Genomic DNA, 24,617 nt, shown 5'->3' with positions numbered 1-24,617 from the left:
CTATAAGCAAGGGGCCTGAACTCGACGCCGCCGAGTCCCGGGCGTTTGACAAGAATCACAAACCAAAAACGCCGGACACGCCGCCCGTTTCAGGGTCTCCAACTCGACGCAGGACCAGGCGGTACTCTCCGCTCTTCTGCCCGGATAGATCGGTCGTCGTAGATCCGGCATCGGCGGGGACCTGCTTGACGAGTTGATTGACGTCTTTCCATCGCTTGCCTGCGCGGCGTTGCAAGGAGATCGACAGGCTGGTGTCGGGAATGCGGTCCCACTGCCCGTCTAACTGCCAGGAAATCTGCGAGTCGCGGCCCTTGGGTTCGACCTCTATCTGCGTGACAAAACATAGATTCCGCACGCCAATGCGGTGTCTCGGCAATCGCCACAACTCTGGTTGTTCAAAGCGTCCCTGCAGGTTGTATCGCTGGTCGCCACCGCAGTTGTTAATGGCCGCCAGACGCGGATCGTACTCAAACGCGCGGTACATCGGTTCGATGAATTCCGAGCCGACGTTGAACACAATCCGGTTTGGTTCGCGATGCCCGGCGGCACAGCGGTTCATGTACCGCCATTGCGATTGCAGGGGAGGGGGGACATCGTAGTCATAATGTACTGGCCTCGAAGGGGTGGCGTCGAAGCAAATCCAACCGTACTCGCTGCCCAGCCAGACCTGAGTGTAGCGATGGCCGTTGGTGCAGCTGGCGGTTTCGTCTTTGTCGAGTAGGCCATTGCGGTTAGTGTCCCAGTCACTGGGCCCTCTCGGAGTACCCGTGCCGAGCCACCTCGACGGAATGCCCAGATGGCGCGTCGCGCCGGTGACCATGACGCTCGTTCCCGAGCAGGCGATGATCTGGGTCTTGTCGTACGGACGATTTGACAGCTCAATCTTCAGGTTGGCCGGGTTCGCATCGTAGTGCCCACGATCGTAGTCGACCGTCGCCGGGATGTTCCGGTCGGGACTTGGATAGTAATAGTTGTCCTGCAGGTACTCGACAATGTTGCGGGCGGCCCAGTACGTGTTCTTCATGTCGGGTTCGATGTCGTACTTGTCGGCGATGTATTGCTCCACTCGCTGGATGAACGCCTCGTAGGTGGCAGTGTCGCTCAGGTTGTAGAGCACATGATCGTCGCGGAGATAGTCGGTGCCTGCGAGCTGAGAAACGTCGTCGTCCACTCGATGAGGATAGACGCATTTCTTGTAGGGGTTGGTCCACATGTCCAGTTCGTAGCGCGAGTGACAAGGATAGGCCGGTGCGCCGGGATACTCAACGCACTGGATGATCTGCCGACTCGCGGTATCGCCTCCCGGATCCTGCGCGAGTTCGCGGATGGTCGCGTCGTCGTTGTCGGAGAGGTCGGCCACGGTTTCGGTGTCGAGCCAAATCCCCTGGTTGCCAAGCACGTCGTGCCCGTAGGGACGGGAGTAGTAGTGATAGGTGGGCCCGGCGTCCTGACCCTCGACCTCTGGTGTGGTGGTAATCGCCATCTCCAGTCGACGGACCACGCGAGGTCCTACCAGCGGGGCGTTGGGATTCTTTGTGACGTTCACTCGATGCAAGTGATCCGCACCCGGAGCGCTCGCAGCCACCCACAACGCTCCCTGACCGAAAGCAAGACCAAAGGACTCTCCATCCTCCGATGGAGGCCGATCGAAGAAGAACAAACCGCGCCCCGTCTCTTTGTCGGCGCAGTAGATGTGCTTGTGCCCGATGGTGGCCCAGAGGTAATCCGAGTCCACCAATCGCATGGTTGCCACCCCATGGGACGACTCGGTGCCAGCATCGGGAAGGTGCTCCACCGACGTGGGGTGATCGCCGAAGGCCTGGTCCCACGCAACGCGCAGAATGCCCCGCTGGACACGAATATTCTGGTGGATGTGAGTGGTCGCATCGTAACAGATCAGCAGTGCGTCTCCGTCGTGCGCCAGGTCGAACACTTCTCGATCGCCGAGGCGGAACTGATACCTGGAGAGATCGACGCTCTGGGCCTGGGCGTCTTTCAGGTCGTATCGCCATAGCCGCGGGGACACATCAACTCGATCGGTGAAGTAGACAATCGGCTTGCCCTCTTCGCTGGTCTGGGCCAGCCCGCGAGGGTCGTGCAGCTCCTTAACGCCGATGGCCTTCTGCAGGTCGACTTTGTCAATCAGTTTCAGTTCGTCGCTGTCCAATTCGTAGCGGAACAAGATGCCGGACGCATCCAGAACCAGGAGCTGAGGATTCTCGGCCGAGGTTTCGTCCCACGCCAGACCGCGGATGTGCGTGTTGCCTTTGGCCGCCTCGTAGACCTGTTCGGTATCGCCGATGCACAGCTCTGGTTCGCCGGCCAGGCAGGGGGCGACCAGCATGGGGATCAGGAAGACGAGGGAACGGGCAAGATGCATTGAATTGGCTCCGATAGCGCAATGCTTTGGGGTGTTGTGAATGCTAACGCGACGCTTCGACGGCTGCCGCCTGTTCGATCCACGCGTCGACGTTGTCGAAGGGAAGGCGTCGCAGCGATAGCACGTCGGCGGTCAAATTGTAACGTAGTTTGCCGGTCTCGGGGTGAGCCGACAGGGGATTGGAACCGACGCACTCCAGACGCAAGGTGTGCTCGCCGGGCTCGAAGTGGAACAGCCCAATCTTTCGCTCTCGGCGCTGGCCATAGATGTAGTCTTCGTGCTCGTCCTTCTGGAAGATGTTGTAGAAGTCGAGCGTCTTATTGATTTCTTCAGGCGGGGTTTGATTGACGAGGCTTACGCGGTATCCGCCGGCGATTTGCGACTCTCCGGCTTCGTGGACCGGTTTGCCATCGATAAATACCTTCCAAATGCCGTTGTCCTCGCGCAAGAGTTGAAACAGCGACATCGAATAGCGGCCCGCCTCGTCGATGTTGAACGGGATCTCGATCCAGCCGCCCACTTGTTCGTTCTTCACGCGGAACCAGGGCTTGGTGTAGGTCGCCCGGTTGTAGTCGCGGAGTTGGAGTTCCACGTCGTCCGAACAACGCATGCTGTCGATGACCTGCGGCAAGTGAAGCACAACTTCCGGGTTCACCCGTTCGTGATAGGGAGGGAACTCGCACCACGGCTCGGCAATCGTGTCCTGGTACCAGTACGAGACGGAAGACCAGAAGTCGGGGCGGGACGCGGATGGCGATACCACTTCGCCGTCGGAGTTCATGATGTAGCCGCGACGTTCAATCTGAAACTCAAGCGACTTCTGGAAGATGATGGGGTCGGCGAGGTGCCATCGATAGGCGGTGACTCGAGCGTCCGGTGCGCGGGGCTCGAACACCGTGCATCCTGTGTACAGGCTGCTGTGCACCCGCATGTTCCACGCTTCGTTGATGTAATCCTCGGTGCCAGTGCCTTGCAGCGAGGGTACTTCCTCGCCATCGATGAAGAACATATCGTCCCCCTCGCCAAACCAATGGCCAATGGCATTCTGAGACGAAAGAACCGTTCCCACGTAGTGCCCCCGCCCGGTGGCTTTCAGCGCCGTGTACGGCTCGCCCAGTTTCGGTGGGTATTCCTGGCGGTACCGCGCGTGGAAGTACATGGTCGGCTCGCGTGGTTCGTCGAGCTTCACCCAGTCGACCTGGTAGTAGCAGGAGGCCGCGGCCTTGTCGGACTCGTTGGTGAGCGTGATCTTCGCCTGCTTGGCGAAGGGCATTTGCCAGTAGCAATTGTAGCCGCGGCCGTAGGAACTGACCTTCACCGGCAGCGAGTCGACATTGGCCTGCATGCCATTGCCCACCGCGAAGAAGTCGCCGATGGGAGTCTCGACCGACGGTGTGTCGGAGCCATCCCAATAGATCCGCAGCACCAGCGCCCGTGGATGGCGGATGTCCATGGAGTTGGGCGTGAGCCAGATATGCGAGATCTTGCCGGGGCCCTGCAAAAGGGCAATCGTCTTGGTCTCGCCCTTGGCGAACTTGTCCGAGTCGTCGTTGTCCACCGAGTTGCCACTGGTCGCCCGCATCGATCGACCTTCCTGGGGCCGAGTGACCGCCTCCAGCGACTGCGAATGCACCGCAGTAGCCGCAATGTGCAGCAGCAGTGCCGCCAAGCTCCAAGTAATCGCGTTGCGCATCGTGGTAGGTCCTTTAGTTGTCTGTTCAATCAGTGCGTTGCACTTCTTCGTTACTCCGGCGACCACAAGCGGGGGCGGGAACCACGGGACTTTCGCTGAACGACCGGTGCGTCGGTCAGCTTGTGGGGCACGCTGGACACGTAGCCGGGAATCCCCTGGGCGATGTCGCCCACTTCGATCATGAACGCATCAGGCACCTTGCCGCGGAGCCCGGCTTCGTAGTGATCGCCCACCTTGCGCATCAGCAGCGAGTACCACATCAGGTCGCGCCACGCCTCGTCGTCGCTGTAAACATACCAGGCTTTGACGAGTTGCACATTGGCGTCGCTGTCGACCTTCGCGCGAAAGATGCTCTGATTGCCTTTCCGCTCGTGCGTGACGTCGGAGATGTGGGAAATTGGCCGCTTGTCGAACACGTGGGCTACCCACATGAGGAAATCCATGTATTGAATCTCGCTGAAGTTCGAATGCCGGTAGTTGGGTATCATCTCCATCGTCATTGGCCGTTCCAGACGTTCTTGAAGCGTGTTCACATTGAACATCTTGTACCCGTCTTCATTCGTTGCACCGAGGTAGAAGACAGGAACGTTCACTTGGTCCTGGAAGAACGCGTGATGAAACGACAGGTGCCAATCGACTCGGTCGGTGGAATAGACCCCCTCGTTGCCCATGATGATGGCCGAGGCCACGCGATCGTCCATGGCGGCCGCGACAGGGGCGCTGCGGCCCCGTTTGGAGTGGCCACCAATTACCGCGTGCAGTTCGTCTAGTTCCAGGAACCTCTGGACGACGTTCATCGCCTGGATGTAGACAACCGCCAGTTGGCAATTCATGTTGTAGTAGTTCTCGCCAGTTTCCCTTCGCAACCTGTCGAGAATGCGAATGTCGTGTTCGATGGCGGAGCCGTCGGGATACTCGCCCGGATTGGAGAGGACCATGGTGGGGTAGCCGGTGCGCGCGGCGATGGGCTCGCCGTACTTTGCGACATGGACCGGAAAGTAGTTGTACGGAGGGGAGCCGACGAGCACCACTTTTCCGCGTCGCTCGTCGGTGTCGTTGATCGAAGAATTCTCGGGCAGCCAGATAACGCACTGGTGTCCCCACTTCTTGCCCGCCAGTTCGATACTCCAGAAGTGGGCGGTCACCTTGCGCAGTCGCTTGGTGGGATCGCTGTCGCTAACCACGATCTCGTCCGACAGCACCTCGAACTCGGGCGAGATCATCTGCTGCTTGACAATCGGCCAGATCTCTCGCGGCTTGGGTACGTCCTTCGAAGCGGTTTCGAAGTCGAACGCTCCCTGCTGGCTGTCCTCAGCCAGAGCCATCGATGCCAGGCAAACTGGGATCAGCAGCGCGCTGCGAAAGCAAGACATTGTTCTCCTCTATCAGATCGAGCAAGTCGGTGGGACCAAGCCGAGCACAGCTTATCATCTGAAGCTTCCGAGGACCAAATATTTCCCGTGTTGCCATCGAGCATGCGCACCGCGCATTGGGTGTTGCGCACGATGAATGACTCATGTCGGTCGAATAAACCGTAGTCCCTTGTCGAGTAATCAGAAATGTTTGATTCCGGCCGATGCCGGCCTTAACCTTATAGCGAGTGGAGCAGAGGCAATGAGTAACTTCACTCCATTTACCAGGCGCGCACTATGAGACCTTGCCTCCAAACGATTGCCCTTGCCTTGATTGCCTGCATTGGTTGGGGCCTCGACCCCGCCAGAGCGATTGCGCAGGCAGCGGACGCCAAGTGGAAGGTGGGCGTAGCCAGTACGGTCATCACGCCCGATGAATACATCTGGATGGGTGGGTACGCTGGGCGGAAGACTCCCGCCCGGGCGAAGGTGCACGACCTGTGGGCGAAAGCCCTTGTGATGACTGATGCCGAGGGAAAGCAATCGGTGTTGGTCACGCTCGATTTGATTGGCATCGATCGGGAGCTGGCAGGGAGGCTGGTGAAGAGTATCCAAGAGGTTGTCGATCTCCCACGAGAGCGGATCGCGCTTAGCGTTTCCCATACGCACAGTGGCCCCGCTCTCGCCCGCACCTTGCCGGTGGTGAACGATGCGGTGCTCAATGAAGAGGAGCGTCGAAAGGTTGAACGTTACACCAGCGAGCTTCCCGAGAAGATAAAGGAAGTTGTCGCCGAGGCTGTGTCTAGTCAGCAGGCGGTGAGCTTGAGTTATGGTTGTGGTCACGCGACCTTTGCCGTGAACCGCCGTGAGAATCCCGAACGTGGTGTGCCCGCCGCCAGAGAGGCGGGGCGGTTGAAGGGGCCGGTGGACTACGACGTGCCGGTGCTGGCCGCGCGAGGGCCCGACGGGGAACTCCTGGCGGTAGTGTTCGGCTACGCCTGCCACGCGACGACCACCAACGGAACACAGTGGTGTGGCGACTACCCGGGATTCGCCCACCAACTGCTGGACGAACGACACGCAGGCGCCATGTCGTTCTTCTGCGCCGGTTGCGGTGGCGATCAGAACCCACTTCCGCGACGAGGAGACAGGATTGGCAAGCAATATGGAACCACACTCGCCGACGCCGTGGATGAGGTGCTGGCAGGAGTCATGACGCCGGTTGGCGACAGGTTGCATTGCAGCTACGAGGAAATTCCACTCGGCCTGGCGCAATTGCCGACGCAAGAGGAACTGCTCGCCGACTCGCACTCGCCGAACAAGTACGTAGCGGCGAGGGCGCGGTTGCTGGTGAGGCAACTCGAGCACGCGGACACGCTGAGCGCCACCTATCCGTACCCCGTGCAAGTCTGGAAGTTTGGGCACGAGTTGTCCTGGGTGTTTCTGGGCGGGGAAGTGGTTGTCGATTACTCTCTGCGGATCAAGCGGGAAGTCGATTCCCAGCACGTGTGGGTGACTGCCTACGCCAACGACGTGATGGCCTATATCCCTTCGCGTCGGGTGTTGCTCGAAGGGGGCTACGAGGGCGAGACATCCATGGTGAACTACGGTCTGCCAACCATTTGGTCCTCGGAGGTCGAAGAGTCCATCGTCGAGGAAGTTATCCGGCAGACCAACAACCAAAACCAAGATGAGAATGATTAGAGACCATTAGCTTGTGTAACTAGCTCAAATTAGCCCACGGGAGGTAAGTCGATGAACCGCAGGACCACGCGTCGGACGTTTGTGAAGCAGTCGGCAGCTGTCGGATTGGCCGGCGTTGCTGGGCCTTGGATCCGGTCGACAAAGGCGGCCGAGAAGCCGACGGGCAAGCTTCGACACGCCGCCATTGGCACGGCGCGGCGAGGCCAGCAGGACCTGGAGTACCTCACCAAGCACCCGGACATCGAGATCGTGGCGTTGTGCGACGTCGACCAGGAGTTCCTGGCGGCCGCATCCAAAATCTATCCCAAAGCCCGGCAGTACCGCGATTGGCGCAAGTTGCTCACGGAGGAAGCGGACCACATCGACTCGATCAATGCCACGGTCCCGAACCATATGCACGCGCCCATTGCGATGACCGCGATGCAGATGGGCAAGCACGTTTACTGTCAGAAGCCGCTGACGCACAGCATCTACGAGTCCCGCCGGCTTGCGGAAGAAGCTGCCAAAAGGCCTGAGCTGGTCACGCAGATGGGCGTGCAAACGAACTCGACGAGCGAGTATCGTACCGCCGTGGCGATGATCCAGTTCGGCGTGATTGGCAAAGTGAAGGAAGTGCATTCGTGGGACATTCTGCGGTACTACTACACCGGCGACTTTACCGATCCACCGACGCGCGTCCGTCCCGACCGCACGGACGAGGTGCCCGACTCGCTGGACTGGGACCTGTGGCTCGGCGTGGCGCCTGAGCGGCCTTACGTACACGACTACTACCACACTCGCTGGTGGCGGCGGTGGCAGGACTTCGGTGGCGGAGCGCACGGCGACATGGGCGGCCACATGATGGACGTCGTGTTCACCGCGTTGGAGTTGACTTCGCCCAAGTGGGTGTTGAGTCATCACAGCCCCCCGTTTGAGGAGACCTTCTCGCCCAATAACAAAGTGCAGTACCGTTTCCCCGGCACGCAGTACACCACTGGCGACATCGACTACTACTGGCACGACACCGGCCCGGTGGACGCCAAGCGTGATTGGCCTATCAACCTGGACAAGAAGCTGCCGAACGATGGGACGATGTTCGTTGGCGAAAAAGGCTTCATGTTCCTGCCACATGGGAAAATGCCCCAACTGCTCCCCGAGGGTGAACTCGATGCGCAGCTGAAGGAGTTCAATACCCAAGTCGGGCGTGTCGACGGTAGCGAAGCAGAGCACTACAGCGCGTTCATCGATGCCTGTCTCGGTCGCGGGGTGAAGACCTCCACGCCGTTCCAGTACTCCGGTCAGTTGACGGAGAGCGTGCTGATGGGCACGGTCGTCAATCGTTTTCCGGGCGAGCAACTCACTTGGGATGCCGAGGCGTTGGAGTTCACCAACAAGCCCGAGGCCAACAAGCTGCTCAGCCGACCCTATCGAGACGGATGGCAGGTTCCCGGACTGGGGTAGTTACTAACTGAGCCTATCGAACTCAATATCCAGGGTCGCAAAGACCTCCTTCTTGGCTTCCGTGTCACTGTCGAGCGCGGCTTCTGTTGAGCCATCGGCGTCGGGCTGCTGCGCGCGGTCGTCGGCGAGTAGCAACAGCAAGCTATCCGAGTCGTCGCTCGCCTGTGGCTCGCTGGCATCGGAGCTCGTGTTGTCCTGACCTGTAGATTTAGCCGATCCTCCGAGGCTCAGGAAAGCGGCCGGGCTCTCGGTGGCAGGCTCGCCAGAGTGTGACGTTTCGTTCAATGCAACTTCGTCGCCGGACGAGGATTCCACTGCAGCCACTACCGGGCTTACCTGGCTGGCGGGTGCGGGCGCGGTTGCGCCGAGGTTGTTACGCCAGACCGTGTAGTCCGCCAGGTTGACGAGGCCGTCGCCGTTGCCATCGGATTCCGTGCCAGCGGCAACGACGCTACCGAACTGGCTCTTCCACTTGGTGTAGTCGGCGTTGTCGACCGTTCCGCTGTTGTCGTAGTCGCCGGCGAGTGCTGGGCCTGTGTTGCCATCCGTGCCAGGCGAGCCGCCGATGGCAGTGCTCGCTTGCCAGTTGCTGGGGTCGTCGAACGGGTCGGCTGGCGACGTGGCGAGGGGATCTTCGGTACCCGTCAGCGGGCCGATGTACTCCAGCGAAGGTCCACCATTGTCGGGAGCGGTCGGCCAAGGAGATTCATTGTCGTAAGTAAACGACTGCAATACCGTTCCAAACGAGTCGACCAACGTAATGGTCTCACCGCCGTTGCTCAGGCTGCCGGAGTATCCGGTCGCAATCACGTTGGTCACTGCAGGATACTGGGCTTGGAAGGCGGCCACGTCTTCGGCGACCACAATGCGCTCGCCGGCCGCGAGGGTGCCGCCGCCGAACGTAAACCCTTCCGTGGAGAAGTCGGCGATCTGAACGCCGGTCAGATCGATCGACTCGGTCCCGATGTTCAGCAGCTCGATGTACTCCGAGGCTCCAGAGCCGGCTGGGTTGTACATCAGTTCGACGATTCGCAGCGACAGTGGCGCGTCGATCACGAAGCTCTTGTCGACCTCGGCGCTCCAATCGTTCAGCGTGCCGGACTGACTCGAATCGTAGACTCGCGCACGGACTTGGGCCGAATCACTCAGGCTGATGGGATCGCCGGTGTAGGCCATCGCCGAGGAGCTGATGCCTCCGCCGGCGTCTCTCGGATCGGTGCCATCGGTGGTGTAGTAAATGGTTCCGCCACCGTTAGGGTTGGTCAACACAAGACCGAACGGTGCGCTGATCTCTCCGCCATATTGATTGAACGTGGGCGCGTCGAGGTTCACTAGCCAGTCGATCTTGCCGACTTCGTCACTTCCGCCCGACGGGAACGTGTTGTTGAAGATGTCGATGACGATGTCGGTGCGACTATCGTAGGAGCCGTTGGGGAAGAAGAAATTGTCCCGGGTGTACTCCACGTTGGTCAGCCAGGTGGCGCCCGTCTTGTCAGGGCTGCGGTTGTCGCCCCAACGGGCCGCTTCGCCATTGATGGCATCGGCCAGTTCGTCAATGCGCGCCTGCCAGACAGACTGGGCGTTCGCTGGCGTCAGGAGGCCGTCGTTCCGCATGAGGTGTTCCACGCGGTCGGAGAACCGGAGTCGATACTCCTCACTCTCCATCAACATGTGATGGATGCCCGTGGGGCCGTACTCGTGTTCGCCAAAGTCGTTGGCCACCAGGTCTGTGTGGTCGTAGTCTTGATTGCGTCCATCGCCGGCCCCAGCATTCTGATCGTTAGGAAATGCGTGTTCCTGGTCCCACGAATGGAAACGCCATCTGCCGTTGGGGTCGACGCTGTTGAACGAGGCGAACCAGTTCAACTCGCCCCAGTCGTAGTTGCCGGCGTAGTACAGCACGACCATGTAGTCGATAAACGCGTCGATATCGATCAACTCGGCGACCTCTTGATACTCCGTCAAATTCGACAGGTTGTCGTCCACCTGGTCGAGCATCTCCTGGTAGGCGATCTGCGAGGCGATGCCCCCGTCGGATTGCTGGTACTTGCCCTGCGATCCGCCATGGTTGAGATTCTGCCCCTCGAATCCCTTGATAACGAAGTAGTCGTCCTTGTCGCCGCCGTAATACTCTTCAGCGAATGCATCCGTAGGACGTTCATGGGCATTGTAGATACCCCAATACATTCCATTGATGTAGAGGTGCACCCAACGGCCGTGAGGCGCTTGACCGCCCGCCAAGTTCTGCAGGTCGGCGACCGTTTGATCGTGGATGTAGGTCGAGTAGGGACCCTGACGTGTGGTGTTGTTGCTGTGAAATGTGTAGTTGTACTGAGCGTCGAGAACCAGCGAGTCGAAGTCGTTCGCTACGTTCTCGCCAGCGTTCACCGCGTTACCGAACAGCGTGTCGGACGACAGCTTCGTGTCATAGGGCTGCTTGAACTTGACTTCGAGCGATAGCTTGTCGCTCCGCCAGTTGTTGTTGGCGCGGAACGTACTGGAGTGACCCTGGATCTCAACCTTGGCGTCGATCTGGAACTCTTCGGTGAGGTCGTGAGTGAAATACTCCAGCGACGCAAAGCGCTCGTCGCTCTTTTCGCGCCAGTCTTCAATTTGCGGATAGATGCCAGCGCCGTCTGAGTCGGTCGGGGAGCCATCGCCGAAGAAATCCTCCCAATCGAGCACCAGCGACATCGTGGGAATCGCCTTCAAATCGTCTTTCAGGTTCTCCGCGCCAACGGAATTGACGATGTTCGGATCGACTTCCCAGTCAGGCCCCGAGTTGCCCCAGTGAGTGAAGGAGGGCAGCCCGCTGCCGTCTTGAGTCAGCACCTCGTCGAGGAAGATGTAGCTTTGCGTATCGACGTTCGACGAGTAATAGCCGTCCTGGAACGCAGCAGCGCGAACCGTCACCACTCCGGCGTCGGTGTAACTCAACGTGGCCGGGTTGATCGTGATAGCGCCGGAGTAGGTGGTGCCATTGGTGAGAGTCGGCATCGAGCCGTCGGTCGTGTATCGAATCGTGGTGCCTGGCACAACGGCTGCATCCAAGCCGACAGCGGTGATCGTCAGATCGAACGGCGCTTCGTAGAAGCCGCGGTCGTGCGAGAACTCGGTATCGGCCAGCACGCCTACATAGCCGGCGCCGTTGGGCATGTCCGGCGTTGGGGTGACCATGAACGACTCGGCCGTGGCGCCCGCGGCGCGCTCGCCGGTTAGCTCGGCATGCACCAGGTAGTCGCCTGTGTCGCTGTTATGGTTGGCGGCGTAGATCGCCAGCACGTTGGTGCCTTCCTCAATCGTATCGAGCCAAGGCGTCAGGTCGATCACCGCCGGCGAACCGGTGATCGTGCCGTTGCTCAAGTTCTCTCGGGCGTTGAGGCCACCATTTTGTTTGCTGTCGTTCCAGTCGTTGCCAATCTTGAACAACGCCGAGATCCGCTCGCGTTGAATCTCCCGGCCGTTCAAGTAGACGATGTAACCGTTGTCGACGCGCAGCTCGAGGTTCATCGACGTGAGTTGCGACGCATCCGTCACCGTAAACGGCATGCGAACGTAACCTGCAACCTCGCCGGACAGCGAAACCGTGCTATCCTGCCAGGGGCTGCCGTAGCCGTATCCAAGTCCATTGGTGGTGTTGACCCAACCACTGCCGGACGCGACGTAATCGATCTCGGTCCAGTGGTCGTCCACGCTCGCGTTGATGCCGGTGAACGGGCGGAACTGGGACGGCGAGCCATCGCCGGTGGACGACGAGCCAGCGGTGAGGAACGTCTCGGTCGTGGTGGATTCCACGCCCACGCCCAAACCGTAAGAGATGTCCGGCGCCAGCTGTGGATACAGGTTGTAAGCGTGCTCCACGGTGGATCCGTCCGATTGAATCAAACCCAGGTAACCCGGCTCCTGGGAGATCTGAAAGTTGGTGTGCAGCTCGCTACCAACCACGCCTACCTCGCCGTTGTTGCCGGAAGCAAAAACCAGGAGCGTCTCGCCGGGGGCAAGGCTGGATGTTTCGGCCGTGGCTGGGATCTGCCACTTGGTTGGTGCGAGCGCGTCGTCGGTCAGGTACCACCCCGACACGTCGGCCGTCGCGGCGCCGGTGTTCTTCAGTTCGATCCAGTCGTGGCGATGTCCTGCGGTGTCTTCGATGCCGTCGTTGTTCTCGGCAAGGAATTCATTGATCACCACCGTCAGGGCCAGGCGCTGTTCCAATGGCTCGCAGTGCAGCTTCTGGTTGTTGTGCGGACGCTTCTTGCTGTTACGTTTGGCGAATCGGTGAGGCATAGTCGATGGGAGCAGCGGCAGGTAAGACCGCCATCCTTGTTGGTGAGCGGACAAGAGGTGGGTGAAGAGCACAAGCTCGCGATCCATCGATAAACAACAGTTCATAATACAATGGACCGATGCTGCTACTCTAAGAATAAAGTGGCAGATTCACCAACATTGCCACGCCCTGTTCTAGGACAAGCCAAAAACTGACTTCGCTCGGTTTGCCGAGCAGAAATCGATTACCACACAAACTTTGCACTTTGCAAAAAAGTGCTTGATGATTTCGCCAAAAATGCCGCGAATGCAAAGGGAAAAGCAAGGTAAAAACGCTTCGGAATTTCCACCGCGCTAATCACCAGAGGGAGTAACGAGTTCATTCGGAGTATCCCACTGGATGCGAGCCGCGTAGACCCGGTTGTTCGCCCCGTACTTCAGGGGGACGTTGAAGTCTCGGGGGTTTGGCTTGGTGGTCTGCATCCATTCGGCCGTGGTGACCCACGTTTCGTTCGGGCTGACGTCGGTAACGCCGAAGTTGCCCAGCCGCGCACCATGTTCGGGCACGAGGATCCGCTCGGTGCTGCGAATCACGCAAAGTCTCTCGGGGTCGACCTGCGCCATGAACAGCGGCGCCCGGTGTCGGAACACATGGTCGTTGTTGGCGCCGCGACGCGTGTAGACCAGATAGAGCGCGTCGCTGTGCGTGACCCAATGCTGTTGCGTTTCGTAGTTGCCCAACGACTCCCCATCATCGAACGTCCACTTCTTCGGCTCGTCGAAGTGCAAGCCATCGTCGCCACTGGTCACGTACCCGTCGTCAGCACCACGAATAGTCAGATAGTAGCGATCTTGAAACTTGGTGAGCGAAGGTTCGTACATTCCGCGCTTGATGGGCACAGTCATCTCATTGCCGTGGCGGACGTACTCCATGGTTTCCCCATCGAACTTGGCGAGCACGACCGTCACGCTGTACTGATTTTCATCCGGATCCTTGAAATACACCGGCAGTAAGATATCGCCGTTGGGGAGATCATAACGCTGCGACGACCCCGCGCCCGCGTTGGCGAATCTTGGTTCGTCCGGCATCTGCAAGTTCTTGCGCCGGCTCCACGTCTGGCTTTGCGGATCGTACACGGAGTAGGCCGTGTGGCGGGGCCGCGGCACCATGACCTTGTTGTCTTTCGTGTACCACACCGTATGGCCAATGCCCAGCAGCTTCCCACTCTTGGCGTGCCACTTGGGCCAGAAGTCGCACACGCTTCGGCAAGTGCCATCGCCGTTTTCCCAGCGGCCGAGTGCTTCCGGAAATGCAACAGGGTTTGACCACTTTTTCCCCAGGTCGCTGGTGAACATGGAATTCACTGCATAGAACACGTCGCTACCAGTAAGCTGAAGTTTGTTGAGCGTCAACACAACGGTTGGATCCTTCCCGTCGCTCACCTGAGGGAGTATCCCAGCGCGGGGGTGCACCCAGCAGGTCTTCTTGTCGAAGCCTTCGGACACTACGTCCAACTGAACGGAATACGCCGGTGCGGCATGAGTCTGTGGCAATGCACAAGTACTGCAGACAACCGAAGCGAGGATCAAGATTCTGCCGAGCATGCTAACTCTCCATGGGGAACCTGATTGATGGTCTGTTCATTGTAACTTTGCCGAGTGCGATCCAGTTCCGCTTTTGGGTGGCCCGGTTCCTCCAAACCAGCAAGGCGCACCTATCAACGAACACTTCCCTTAACTAAAATCGCGTTGTGGCAAGCAAGGTGTTTCACCGATTGAGCAAATAGATGCTTGCCTCCTTCCAAAACAGTGAGAGTTGACCCAACAGGAGTGGGGAATGCGTAAGAGCCGAATTAGGGAAAAGCTTGATCGAGGGGAACCAGCACTCTGCACCAACTTGTGCCTGGCCGATCCGTCCGTCTTTGAATTAGTGAGTACCCTTGGGTTCGATGGCATTTGGCTCGATCTGGAGCACCATGCCCACAGCCTCGAGACCGCTGCAAAGTTGTTTCGTGCTGCCCGGGTAGGCGACGCAGACATCATCGCTAGGCCGGGCAAGGGGGAGTTCGTTAGCATCTCGCGCCTGCTTGAGGCCGGGGCTCAGGCCATCATGTACCCGCGCTGCGAAAGCCCGGAGGAAGCCCGAGAAGTTGTCGATGCGGTGAAGTTTGCTCCTTTGGGAAAACGTGGTTTCGACGGCTCCAATGCCGATGCCAATTATGGTGCGAGCCCGATGGGTAGCTATTTGCCCCACGCGAATCGCGAGACCGTGTTGATTGTCCAACTCGAAAGCCCCGAGGCGGTCAGTCAAGCCGAAGCCATGGCCTCGGTGCCCGGCGTCGACGCACTCATGCTGGGCCCTGCGGACTTCTCCATTCTCAGCGGATTCCCTGGCGACTTTGCCGATCCACAACTCCGCGAAGCCCTGGCCGCCGTGGCCACAGGAGCCAAGTCGGCCGGCAAAGCGTGGGCGCAAACCATGATCGACCCGGGACACATCCCCGAGGCGATCGCCATGGGCGCCAACATCATCTTCTACGGCAACGACCTCGGCCTCATTCGCCAGGGGATGACCAAAATCTTCGGCATGATGCAGCAGCATTGCAACCTGGCCACCCAAACGACCGTCGAGCAAGTGTCGAGCTAAGCACCGCACTTCAGCGCGCACCCTTCCCGTAGATTCCGTCGCCAGACGGAGGACTTGCTGGACAATTCACGGATCGCGTGGCAATCCGGCTATTCGCCACTTCCACTAGCCGGACCGCCACGCGGTCCGCGAAGTGCTACGTAGGATTTAGTTTCGCCCCAGTTGGTTTTGCCCCAACATTCGATCCATTGGCCCAAAACCCCGTGGTCCATCGCGCTACCCTTCCTCGCAAACCTCCGTGTTTCCCGACTCTTTTTGCACCTCGGCCGGTTTTGCCCCACTAGGTTGTTCCCCGCATCTTTCACCCATTCGCTCAGCATGTTCCTTCCGTAACACCGCGAACAAGTCGTCGCGAAAGTCCTGCAGCGCCGCGGCGAACTTCGATTCCTTCTCCGTCTGTGGCTCCGTCGGTGGCCCATATCGCTCCGGGTAGAGCTGCTCGAGAAACGCGGCCGACTGCTGCCACGTCGGTTTGGTTGGTGGCAAGGACTTTGACGTAGTCGTCGCGCCGTTCGGCTTCGCTGCTTCGGCTGCAACGGGCGTTTCTGTTTCGGCTTTCACCGGCTCGACAGCTTCTGCTTCAACTTCCATCTGCTCAGCTCGCGGCGCCGCCAGCACCGGCGCGAGTTCGACCAGCGCCTCGTCGATCTTCTGCGCCACCTCTGCTTCGAACTCAGGAAACGCGACCATGGATAACGCCGCCTGCTTGACCTTCACCGCGACCTTGGCAAGCTGTTTGCGAGACACGGTCACCTTGTCGGCTTGTTTGGCTTTTCGACGCGCAGCCCGCTGCTTATCCTGCCGCTCAATGAGCCAGGCGGCCGCTCGCCAATGCTTGGAAGCCGCTTCCCGAATCGCCTGCAGCGGTTTCAATTCGGCCCCCATCTGCGCCCGGCGAATCCGCTCGTCAAACGCCTCGTCGATTCCACGCTCCCGCCGAATCGTCTTCCGGTCGCACCCCACGTACCGAGCCGCATTCGACATGCTCATCCCAGTCGAAATCAGGGCGGCAATTTCACCTTTCTTTACGTCGTCTAAAACTCGTGGTCGCGCCATTTTCGGGGCTCCTTAGGTTTGTGTGCAAATGTACATTTACGCGTACCTAAGTTCTACCAAACGAGTGTAAGAAAACTACCAATCGCGAAAGAGAAAGTACCTATTCTCTCCGCGCTGCGAACGACGGTAGCTACGCTCACCAGAGCGTGGACGCCCCACCAAGAGCGCATGACAATTGGGGCCGCAAACGTTCGTGGCAACGCTTCCACCGTCTGGCGACGGCAGCTACATAGATTGCCCTACAAATAGTGGGTGAACCTGCCGGTGGATGATCGTGTAAGATGGCGAGGCATTGTGCCGGCAGAACCACCCACCCTACGATTGCCAACGCTGACCCGAATTAGGGAGCAGGACGTTGGCCGTAACAAGCTCAGCGCAGTTGCGGCGAGTTTCGTTCCACTTGCTTTCGACACGCACCCAGAACTTCTACTGGCGGGTAGCAGGGACAGCCGGCCGGAGTTGAGCTGACCACTTACGACTGCACTTTGTTGTACTCGACGAATTCACCCGTCTTGTACTTCGCCCAGTAATCGTTGAGGGCCGATTTGATCTTTCCACTCATAAGCAGCACTCCCAGCAAGTTGGGGAACGCCATAGAGAGAATGAGGAAGTCGCTGAAGTCCTTCACGTTGTTAGCGTGCACCAGAGCACCCATCATGATGGCAACCAAGAACAACACGCGGTATAGCATCGAGGTGCGGGTGCCGAACAGGAAGGTGAAGCATCGCTCGCCATAGTACGACCAGGAGATCATTGTCGAGTAAGCGAACAGGAACGCTGCAAGAGTGAGAATCACGGGGAACCACGACAGTTCCTGGCGGAAGGCCAGCGCGGTGAGCTCGGCGCCTTTGCCGTCGGCGATCAGACTCGAAGACTCCTGGAAGTTGCCGATGTCGTAGACGCCGGTGATCACGATCACCAAACCCGTCATCGTGCAAACTACCACGGTGTCGATAAATGGCTCGAGCAGAGCAACCACGCCTTCGCGGACTGCGTATTTGGTTTTGGCCGCCGAGTGAGCAATGGCTGCGGAGCCTGCGCCGGCTTCGTTGGAGAAGACGGCACGACGGATTCCGATAACCAACACTCCGAGGAATCCACCGTAGCCGGCTTGCGGCGTAAACGCCTCGGAGACGATCTTGTAAAAAGCAGAGGGGATTTGGTTGAAGTTGGTCGCGAGAATGATGAGGGCCGCCAGGACGTACACGCCACACATCAATGGCACGATCTTTTCGGCGGTGGAGGCAATCCGGCGAATACCGCCGATGATCACGATACCCACCATCACCACCATCAAGGCACCATACGCCCAGGGCGCCCAGGCGGAGTCGGTGAGGTTCAGTTGTTGGAGCACCAGACCCTTGGACTGCGATACTTGGAAAGCGCAGCCGCCACCAAACGAGCCGCCAATACATAACACGGCGAACAGGATAGAGAGGACGACACCCAGCGGTCCGAGTTTCATCTCGGCAAGACCGTCGCGCAGGTAACGCATGGGGCCGCCGGATACATGACCATCGGGATCGATCTTGCGATACATCTGACCGAGCGTGCACTCGGCGAACTTACTGGTCATGCCAAACAAGCCGGCAAGGATAATCCAGAAGATAGCCCCGGGCCCGCCTGAACCAACAGCGATCGCCACACCGGCGATGTTCCCCAGACCCACGGTGGCGGAGAGCGCTGAAGCCAGCGCTTGGAAGTGGCTCACTTCGCCATCGTCGTTGGGATCGTCGTAGTCGCCTTTCGTCACGCGGACCGCATGCCAAAAAGCTCGGATGTTAATGAACTTAAAGAAGAACGTGAGAAACAGCGCAGCCCCGGCTAGCCAGACAACAACCACTGGCAAGCCATAAGTCTTCGTCTCACCATTCACGTCGACGGCTTCGTACTTGTAGACGTTGAAGAACAAGATGTCGCCCATCGGCTTCACCAGCCACTTTCCGATCCAAGCATCGATGGCGGCTTCCCATTTGCGGAACCCTGTTAGTTCCGTAGTGCCCTCGTCGGATTCATCCGCAGCTTCATCGCTTGTCGCATCGGGCTGCTCGGCAGACGCAGTGGCGGAATCGCCTCCCTCTGGATCCTGAGCGTAGCCGCCCCCAGCAATCCAGAACCCCATCAGCAGGGCCACTGCCAGAAAAAGTACCGGCTTCGTACGATGGGAAAGCGATAGCATGCGCAAGCTCCGTGGGTAGCAGAGGGGGCGGTGGGATGTTGCGCCCCCGGCCAGGGGGCTACCAGCTCCTACGGGATGCCGACGCGAGTGTTACAGAACGGGTTATCCGAAGTGGCTGATTGGTATGCTCTTTTAGTCGATAAGCCGTTGCGGTGCAAGACTTTGCGACATTTGCTCAGATTTTGGAGGCTATTTTTCAAACCGTCCCTTGTCAATAATAGCTAAATCCTTACCATTCAAGAGTTAAGGCACTGCATCGAGGCAGGCCTGGGATGCACGAACCCCACAAACCTGCGCAGAAATGTTCCCCACGGTCACTGATTCCGACGACGCTTTGCTCAACTTGCTTCGCAAGCAGGGCGAGATGGGCATTAGTCAGCTCGTCGACGAGTTGGGCGTCACCGCCACCGCTGTTCGGCAGCGGCTTGGTCGGCTGATGGACGAGGGACTCATTTCCCGCGAGGAGGTGGTCCGCTCGGGGCGGGGCCGTCCCAGCCATCGGTATCAGCTCACCGAGAAAGGGCGTCGCTCCGGCGGGAACAACTACGCCGACCTGGTCGACGTGCTGTGGGCCGAGATTCGCGCGATCGAAGACCCCGACATCCGTGCCGGCCTGCTGCAGAGAATTGCCAAGCAGCTTGCCGAGCGAGCGGGCGAGCTGTCGGGTGGATCGCTCGAAGAGAAGATGCAACGACTGGCCGAAATGATGCAAGAGCGACGCATCCCGTTCGAGGTCGACAACTCAGGCGAGCTTCCCGTGCTGACTGCGGTGGCTTGTCCGTACCCCGAACTTGTGGAACATGACAAGAGCATCTGCGCGATGGAGCGCATGCTGTTCTCCGAGGTGCTGGGCGAGACGATGCGTCTATCCGGCTGCCGCCCGTTGGGAGACGCATGTTGTTCGTTCGAACCGAGCAGTGCACCTAAATAACGCGTAACGATTTCAAGCATTTCCCTGAATCCTGACCCCCGACCCCTGCAATGAACGAGCCATGGATTGAAGGCCGTTTTGAAGACAACGTCCTGACGACCACCGTTGAGCAAGCGATCAACTGGGCGCGACAGTCGAGCATTTGGCCCATGACCTTTGGCCTGGCTTGCTGTGCGATCGAGATGATGGCCGCAGGCGCGAGTCGCTTCGACATGGATCGCTTCGGCGCAGGAGCATTTCGCGCCACGCCGCGGCAAGCCGACTTGATGATCGTGGCCGGCACAGTGACCTACAAGATGGCCAGCCGCGTGCGGCGGCTTTACAACCTGATGCCCGATCCGAAGTTTGTGATCGCCATGGGCGCCTGCACCGTGGGCGGCGGTCCTTACTTCAAGTACGGCTACCACGTGGTGAAGGGCGTCGACCTGGTCGTGCCCGTCGACGTGTACGTGCCCGGCTGCCCGCCGCGGCCCGAGGCCCTGCTGGAAGGGTTAATGCGAATTCAAGACAAGATCAACGGACACCGCATCGCCAAGGGCGTTGAAGGTGTGAAGATCGACGACGAACTGCCCGTGCCACACCACTCGGGCTACGTCACCGCTCCCGCCGATGGCGAGCCGCTGTTCGATCACCAGAAAATTACCGGCTAACAGAAGCAGTAACCTACGTTGGGCGACTCGGCGAAACGGGTTGCCTCCAGAGACAAGGAAAACGATGAGCGAAACCCTGAAGATCACCGATCTGCACGTTGCAGTGGAAGGCAAGCCGATTCTCCGCGGCGTGAATCTCACCATCAACCGCGGCGAAACCCATGCCCTGATGGGCCCCAATGGCTCGGGCAAGAGCACGTTGGGCAACGCCATCATGGGCCACCCCAGTTACGAAGTGACGGGCGGGTCGATCGAGATCAACGGCCAGGACATCCTGGAGTGGGACGCCTCGGAGCGCGCCCGCGCGGGCATCTTCATGGCCTTCCAGCGTCCGATGTCGATTCCCGGCGTGAAGATGGCCGACTTCCTCCGTCACGCAGCGACCAACGTTCGCAATCCCGACCGCAAGGAAGGCGCGGACCTGATCCCCATGCGTGAGTTCCGCAAGGAACTGAAAGAGAAGATGTCGCAGTTGCGGATGGACGTCGAATTCGCTCGCCGTTACGTGAACGACGGATTCTCCGGTGGCGAAATGAAGCGTGCCGAGATCTTGCAGATGGCCATGCTGCGACCGAAGTTCGCGATCCTCGACGAAACTGACAGCGGTCTGGACGTCGACGCGGTGAAGCTCGCCAGCCAAAGTATCGCGGAGATCGGCGGTGCTGAGATGGGCATCCTGATCATCACGCACCACGACAAACTGCTCGACTACAACACGCCTGACTTCACGCACGTGATGCTCGGCGGAAAGATCGTCGAAACCGGCGGCGTCGAGCTCGCCCAAGAGTTGTACACGCAAGGCTACGACCGTATCCGCGAGTCCTACCCCGAAGAAGCGGCGATCGAAGAAGAGCAAGCCGAAGAAACCGCGGCGGTTTAGTTCGCCCGCATTTAGATAAGTATCCAACGGCGCCAAACAAGAGAGCCCGACGAAGGAATAATCCATGTCCACTGACGTAATGTCGACTGCCGACGAAACTGGCATCGGCGAAATCAACAAGTACGACTTTGTCACCCAAACCACCGGTGTGTTCAAGGCACGCAAGGGTCTGGATCGAGAAGTGGTCGCCCAGATTTCCGAGATGAAGAACGAGCCCGCGTGGATGCGCGAGTTTCGGCTCGAGTCGCTGGAGATATTCGAGTCGAAGCCGATGCCCAACTGGGGCGGCGACATTAAGCTCGACTTCCAGGACGTGTATTACTACCTGAAGCCGACCGATAGCCAGGGCAAGACCTGGGACGACGTGCCGCAGGAGATCAAGGACACGTTCGACAAGCTGGGCATTCCTGAGGCCGAACGCAAGTTCCTGGCCGGCGTGAAGGCGCAGTTCGAGAGCGAAGTGGTTTACGGCTCGCTGCAGGAAGACCTTGCCGAGAAGGGCGTGATCTTCACCGACACCGACACGGCGGTGCGCGAGCATCCCGAACTGCTGCGGGAGTACTTCGGCACGATCATCCCGCCGCACGATAACAAGTTCGCCGCGCTCAACTCGGCCGTCTGGTCGGGTGGCTCGTTCATCTACGTCCCGCCGGGCGTGAAGATCGACTTCCCGCTGCAGGCCTACTTCCGCATCAACGCCGAAAGCATGGGCCAGTTCGAGCGGACGTTGATCATCGTGGACGAAGGCGCCGAAGTGCACTACGTGGAAGGTTGCACCGCTCCGATGTACTCCACGGAGAGTCTGCACTCGGCCGTGGTGGAGATCGTGGTCAAGAAGAATGGCCGTTGCCGCTACACGACCATTCAAAACTGGGCCAACAACATCTACAACCTGGTCACCAAGCGGGCGATGGCCTACGAGAACGCCCTGATGGAGTGGATCGACGGCAACCTCGGCAGCCAGCTCACCATGAAGTACCCGGCCGTCTACATGATGGAGCCGGGTGCTCGCGGCGAGATCCTGTCGATCGCCTTTGCCTCGAAGGGCCAGCACCAGGACGCCGGCGCCAAGTTGGTGCACTGCGCCCCCAACACTTCGGGCCGCATCATCTCCAAGAGCATCAGCAAGAACGGTGGTCGCAGCAGCTACCGCGGGCTGTGCAAGGTGGAAGACGGTGCGGTTGGCTCGAAGAGCAACGTGGTGTGCGATGCGTTGATCCTCGATCCCGATAGCCGCAGCGACACGTACCCCTACATCGAAGTGGAAGAGCAGGACGTGCAGATCGAGCACGAAGCGAGCGTCTCGCGGATCGGCGAAGAGCAACTGTTCTACCTGATGAGCCGCGGCCTGACCGAAGCCGAAGCCAGTTCGATGATCGTCAGCGGCTTCATCGAGCCGTTGATCAAAGAACTGCCGATGGAATATGCGGTGGAGATGAACCGCCTGATTGAACTGCAGATGGAAGGTAGTGTCGGGTAAGCCCTGAGAGGGAGACGAACTCATGTCGACAGTCACCGACACCCAGGCTCTGATTGCCCAGTTGTACGAGGTTGACGGCAAGGCGGAGATCGTCGGGGGGGAGATTGTACGCATGAGTCCGACTGGCGACTATCCCAGCAGCGCAGGATTTGCCATTGCAGTTAGCTTGCGTGAACACGCGAAGAAACACGGAGGCCGCGCTTACACGGACAATGCTGCCTTCCTGGTAGAATTGCCGCACAGAAAATCGTTCTCACCCGACGCGTCCTATTACACCGGGCCTCGGGCGAAGATGAAGTTCCTACCCGAAGCTCCGGTGTTTGCAGTGGAGGTTCGGAGCGAGAACGACTACGGCTCGGTCGCAGAGCAGGCGATGGCCGAGAAGCGAGCCGACTATTTTGCCGCAGGCACGAAGGTCGTGTGGGATGTAGATCTGCTGAGCGACGATGCGGTGATTCGCGTCTACCGCGAAGGAGCCACTGAGCCGAGCGCCACGTACGCCCGCGGCGATGCGGCCGAAGCCGAGCCGGCGGTGCCCGGTTGGACGATGTCGGTGGATGACATTTTTGAATAACAAATCAGTTTTGCATAACGATCCAGATTGGAATTGAGAGACGAATGACGACTGCGACTGCAGCCAATGGTTTCACCGACGCGGTGTTCGATAGCTTCTTGGAAAGCCGATCGGCCGAGCCCAAGTGGCTCAAGACGATCCGCCGCGATGCGTGGCGCGCGTATAGCGAAATGGACTGGCCCGCGCGGAACGATGAGGAGTGGATGCGGACCGATATTCGCATGTTCCACCTCGATAAGTTCTCGCTGCCAATCGACCCCGCGCCCGCCCCGACCCTTGCGCCCGGCCTGCTGACCTCGGAAGTCGAGTTGGGTGGCCAGTTGATTGGCTACGACAGTTCGGCGGCTCAAGAGTCGCTTAGCGACGAGCTTGCCAAGAAGGGCGTGCTGTTTGGCAGCCTCGACCGGCTGGTGGTGGAGCATGGCGACTTGCTGCGGCCGTTCTTTGAACGGCAGACCGTCAATCGGACGCACGACAAGTTCGCCGCGCTGCACGCGGCCTGCTGGAGCGGTGGCACACTGCTATATGTGCCCAAGGGCGTGGCGGTTTCGCAGCCGCTGCATGCGATGTCGGCCATGAGCGACGGCGGCGTCGATTTGTCGAAGACCCTGGTCATCCTCGAGCAGGGCGCCGAAGCCACCATGCTCAGCGAAACGGCCAGCACCTCGCCCACCGGCGGCGGATTGCATTGCGGGTCGATCGAATTGATCGTCGAGCCCGAAGCGCACTTGCGGTACGTGAACCTGCAGAACTGGTCGAATAGCGTGTGGCACTTCGCTCATCAGCGAGCCACCGTGGATCGCAACGCCTCCTTGCAGTGGACCATCGGCGCGCTGGGCAGCAAGTTGGCGAAGGTCAACCAACAGGTGGCGCTCACCGGGCCAGACGCCGATGTGCAGGTGAACGGCGTGATGTTCACCGAGGGCCGCCAGCATCTCTCGTACAACACGCATCAGCACCACATGGCGCCGTATTGCAGGAGCGACCTCTTGTACAAGTCGGCGCTGCAGGATCGCTCGCGCACCGTGTGGCGGGGCATGATCAAGGTCGACTTGGCCGCGCAGCGGACCGACGCCTACCAGCGCAACGACAACCTGATGCTCGCCCCCACCGCCCGGGCCGATTCGATTCCCGGCTTGGAGATCGAAGCCGACGACGTCCGCTGCACGCATGGCAGCACTTCGGGTCGGGTGGACGAGCAGCAAGTGTTCTACGCGATGACGCGTGGCTACACCCGCACCGAAGCGATCCGCTTGATCGTGGCGGGCTTCTTCCAGCAGGTGTTCGACCGCATCACCATCGAGTCGGTCCGCAACGCCCTGGGCGACGCGATCGCCAGCCGCGTGCAGGATCTCGACCAACAGGCGGCGCCGGAAGTGCAGGGTTAG

General features: G+C 59.6%; 16 protein-coding genes. 9 read left to right on the top strand and 7 right to left on the bottom strand.

Translation table 11 applies throughout. The features are described from left to right. Window positions 1–55: 55 nt before the first annotated feature. From ACQK2L_RS21695 to ACQK2L_RS21685, 3 genes are read right to left on the bottom strand one after another with little or no spacing between them, the layout of a single operon-like run. Entirely contained in the window at window positions 56–2,380 is a 2,325-nt protein-coding gene (locus ACQK2L_RS21695) for a transglutaminase-like domain-containing protein (RefSeq protein ID WP_425399141.1), read from the bottom strand. Window positions 2,381–2,423: 43 nt separating this feature from the next. Beyond that, a complete protein-coding gene (locus ACQK2L_RS21690; protein WP_425399140.1) occupies window positions 2,424–4,073 on the bottom strand; it encodes a glycoside hydrolase family 172 protein in 1,650 nt (549 codons plus the stop codon). Between the two features lie 50 nt (window positions 4,074–4,123). Beyond that, window positions 4,124–5,446: a hypothetical protein gene (locus ACQK2L_RS21685; RefSeq protein ID WP_425399139.1), complete on the bottom strand. Its 1,323-nt coding sequence runs from the start codon at window positions 5,444–5,446 to the stop codon at window positions 4,124–4,126. A 276-nt stretch (window positions 5,447–5,722) separates the two neighbouring features. Here ACQK2L_RS21685 and ACQK2L_RS21680 point away from each other — a divergent pair, with 276 nt between their 5' ends. After that, window positions 5,723–7,129: a neutral/alkaline non-lysosomal ceramidase N-terminal domain-containing protein gene (locus ACQK2L_RS21680; protein ID WP_425399138.1), complete on the top strand. Its 1,407-nt coding sequence runs from the start codon at window positions 5,723–5,725 to the stop codon at window positions 7,127–7,129. A 51-nt stretch (window positions 7,130–7,180) separates the two neighbouring features. Further along, entirely contained in the window at window positions 7,181–8,569 is a 1,389-nt protein-coding gene (locus ACQK2L_RS21675; protein WP_425399137.1) for a Gfo/Idh/MocA family oxidoreductase, read from the top strand. A 3-nt stretch (window positions 8,570–8,572) separates the two neighbouring features. Here the strand turns inward: ACQK2L_RS21675 and ACQK2L_RS21670 are convergent, their stop codons facing one another. Both ACQK2L_RS21670 and ACQK2L_RS21665 read right to left on the bottom strand, forming a co-directional pair. Beyond that, complete coding sequence (locus ACQK2L_RS21670) at window positions 8,573–12,853, bottom strand: lamin tail domain-containing protein (RefSeq protein ID WP_425399136.1); 4,281 nt, start codon at window positions 12,851–12,853, stop codon at window positions 8,573–8,575. A gap of 333 nt (window positions 12,854–13,186) precedes the next feature. Next, on the bottom strand, window positions 13,187–14,437 hold the full coding sequence (locus ACQK2L_RS21665) for a sialidase family protein (RefSeq protein WP_425399135.1): 1,251 nt from the start codon (window positions 14,435–14,437) through the stop codon (window positions 13,187–13,189). 232 nt (window positions 14,438–14,669) lie between these two features. Here ACQK2L_RS21665 and ACQK2L_RS21660 point away from each other — a divergent pair, with 232 nt between their 5' ends. Then, window positions 14,670–15,479 (top strand): HpcH/HpaI aldolase family protein, encoded by an 810-nt coding sequence (locus tag ACQK2L_RS21660; RefSeq protein ID WP_425399134.1) that lies wholly within the window; start codon window positions 14,670–14,672, stop codon window positions 15,477–15,479. A gap of 216 nt (window positions 15,480–15,695) precedes the next feature. On the opposite strand, the gene ACQK2L_RS21655 is transcribed toward ACQK2L_RS21660, so the two are convergent. Both ACQK2L_RS21655 and ACQK2L_RS21650 read right to left on the bottom strand, forming a co-directional pair. Beyond that, the gene (locus tag ACQK2L_RS21655; RefSeq protein WP_425399133.1) at window positions 15,696–16,535 is read right to left on the bottom strand and encodes a hypothetical protein; all 840 of its coding nucleotides are present in this window, start codon (window positions 16,533–16,535) and stop codon (window positions 15,696–15,698) included. 472 nt (window positions 16,536–17,007) lie between these two features. After that, window positions 17,008–18,714 (bottom strand): alanine/glycine:cation symporter family protein, encoded by a 1,707-nt coding sequence (locus tag ACQK2L_RS21650; protein ID WP_425399132.1) that lies wholly within the window; start codon window positions 18,712–18,714, stop codon window positions 17,008–17,010. Between the two features lie 301 nt (window positions 18,715–19,015). Between ACQK2L_RS21650 and ACQK2L_RS21645 the strand changes: the two genes are divergently transcribed. From ACQK2L_RS21645 to sufD, 6 genes are all read left to right on the top strand, one after another. Continuing rightward, the gene (locus ACQK2L_RS21645; RefSeq protein ID WP_425399131.1) at window positions 19,016–19,645 is read left to right on the top strand and encodes a helix-turn-helix transcriptional regulator; all 630 of its coding nucleotides are present in this window, start codon (window positions 19,016–19,018) and stop codon (window positions 19,643–19,645) included. A gap of 50 nt (window positions 19,646–19,695) precedes the next feature. After that, complete coding sequence (locus ACQK2L_RS21640) at window positions 19,696–20,295, top strand: NADH-quinone oxidoreductase subunit B (RefSeq protein WP_425399130.1); 600 nt, start codon at window positions 19,696–19,698, stop codon at window positions 20,293–20,295. A gap of 64 nt (window positions 20,296–20,359) precedes the next feature. Beyond that, window positions 20,360–21,175, top strand: coding sequence for a Fe-S cluster assembly ATPase SufC (gene sufC / locus ACQK2L_RS21635; RefSeq protein WP_425399129.1), 816 nt, complete (start codon window positions 20,360–20,362; stop codon window positions 21,173–21,175). A 64-nt stretch (window positions 21,176–21,239) separates the two neighbouring features. After that, on the top strand, window positions 21,240–22,655 hold the full coding sequence (gene sufB, locus ACQK2L_RS21630) for a Fe-S cluster assembly protein SufB (protein WP_425399128.1): 1,416 nt from the start codon (window positions 21,240–21,242) through the stop codon (window positions 22,653–22,655). Between the two features lie 22 nt (window positions 22,656–22,677). Continuing rightward, complete coding sequence (locus ACQK2L_RS21625) at window positions 22,678–23,229, top strand: Uma2 family endonuclease (RefSeq protein WP_425399127.1); 552 nt, start codon at window positions 22,678–22,680, stop codon at window positions 23,227–23,229. Between the two features lie 44 nt (window positions 23,230–23,273). Then, window positions 23,274–24,617, top strand: coding sequence for a Fe-S cluster assembly protein SufD (gene sufD / locus ACQK2L_RS21620; RefSeq protein WP_425399126.1), 1,344 nt, complete (start codon window positions 23,274–23,276; stop codon window positions 24,615–24,617).

The organism is Aeoliella sp. (genome assembly GCF_965227375.1).
Taxonomy (GTDB): Bacteria; Planctomycetota; Planctomycetia; order Pirellulales; family Lacipirellulaceae; genus Aeoliella.
Note: the sequence above shows the minus strand (reverse complement) of the source record. Positions and strands in the feature narration are given on the sequence as shown.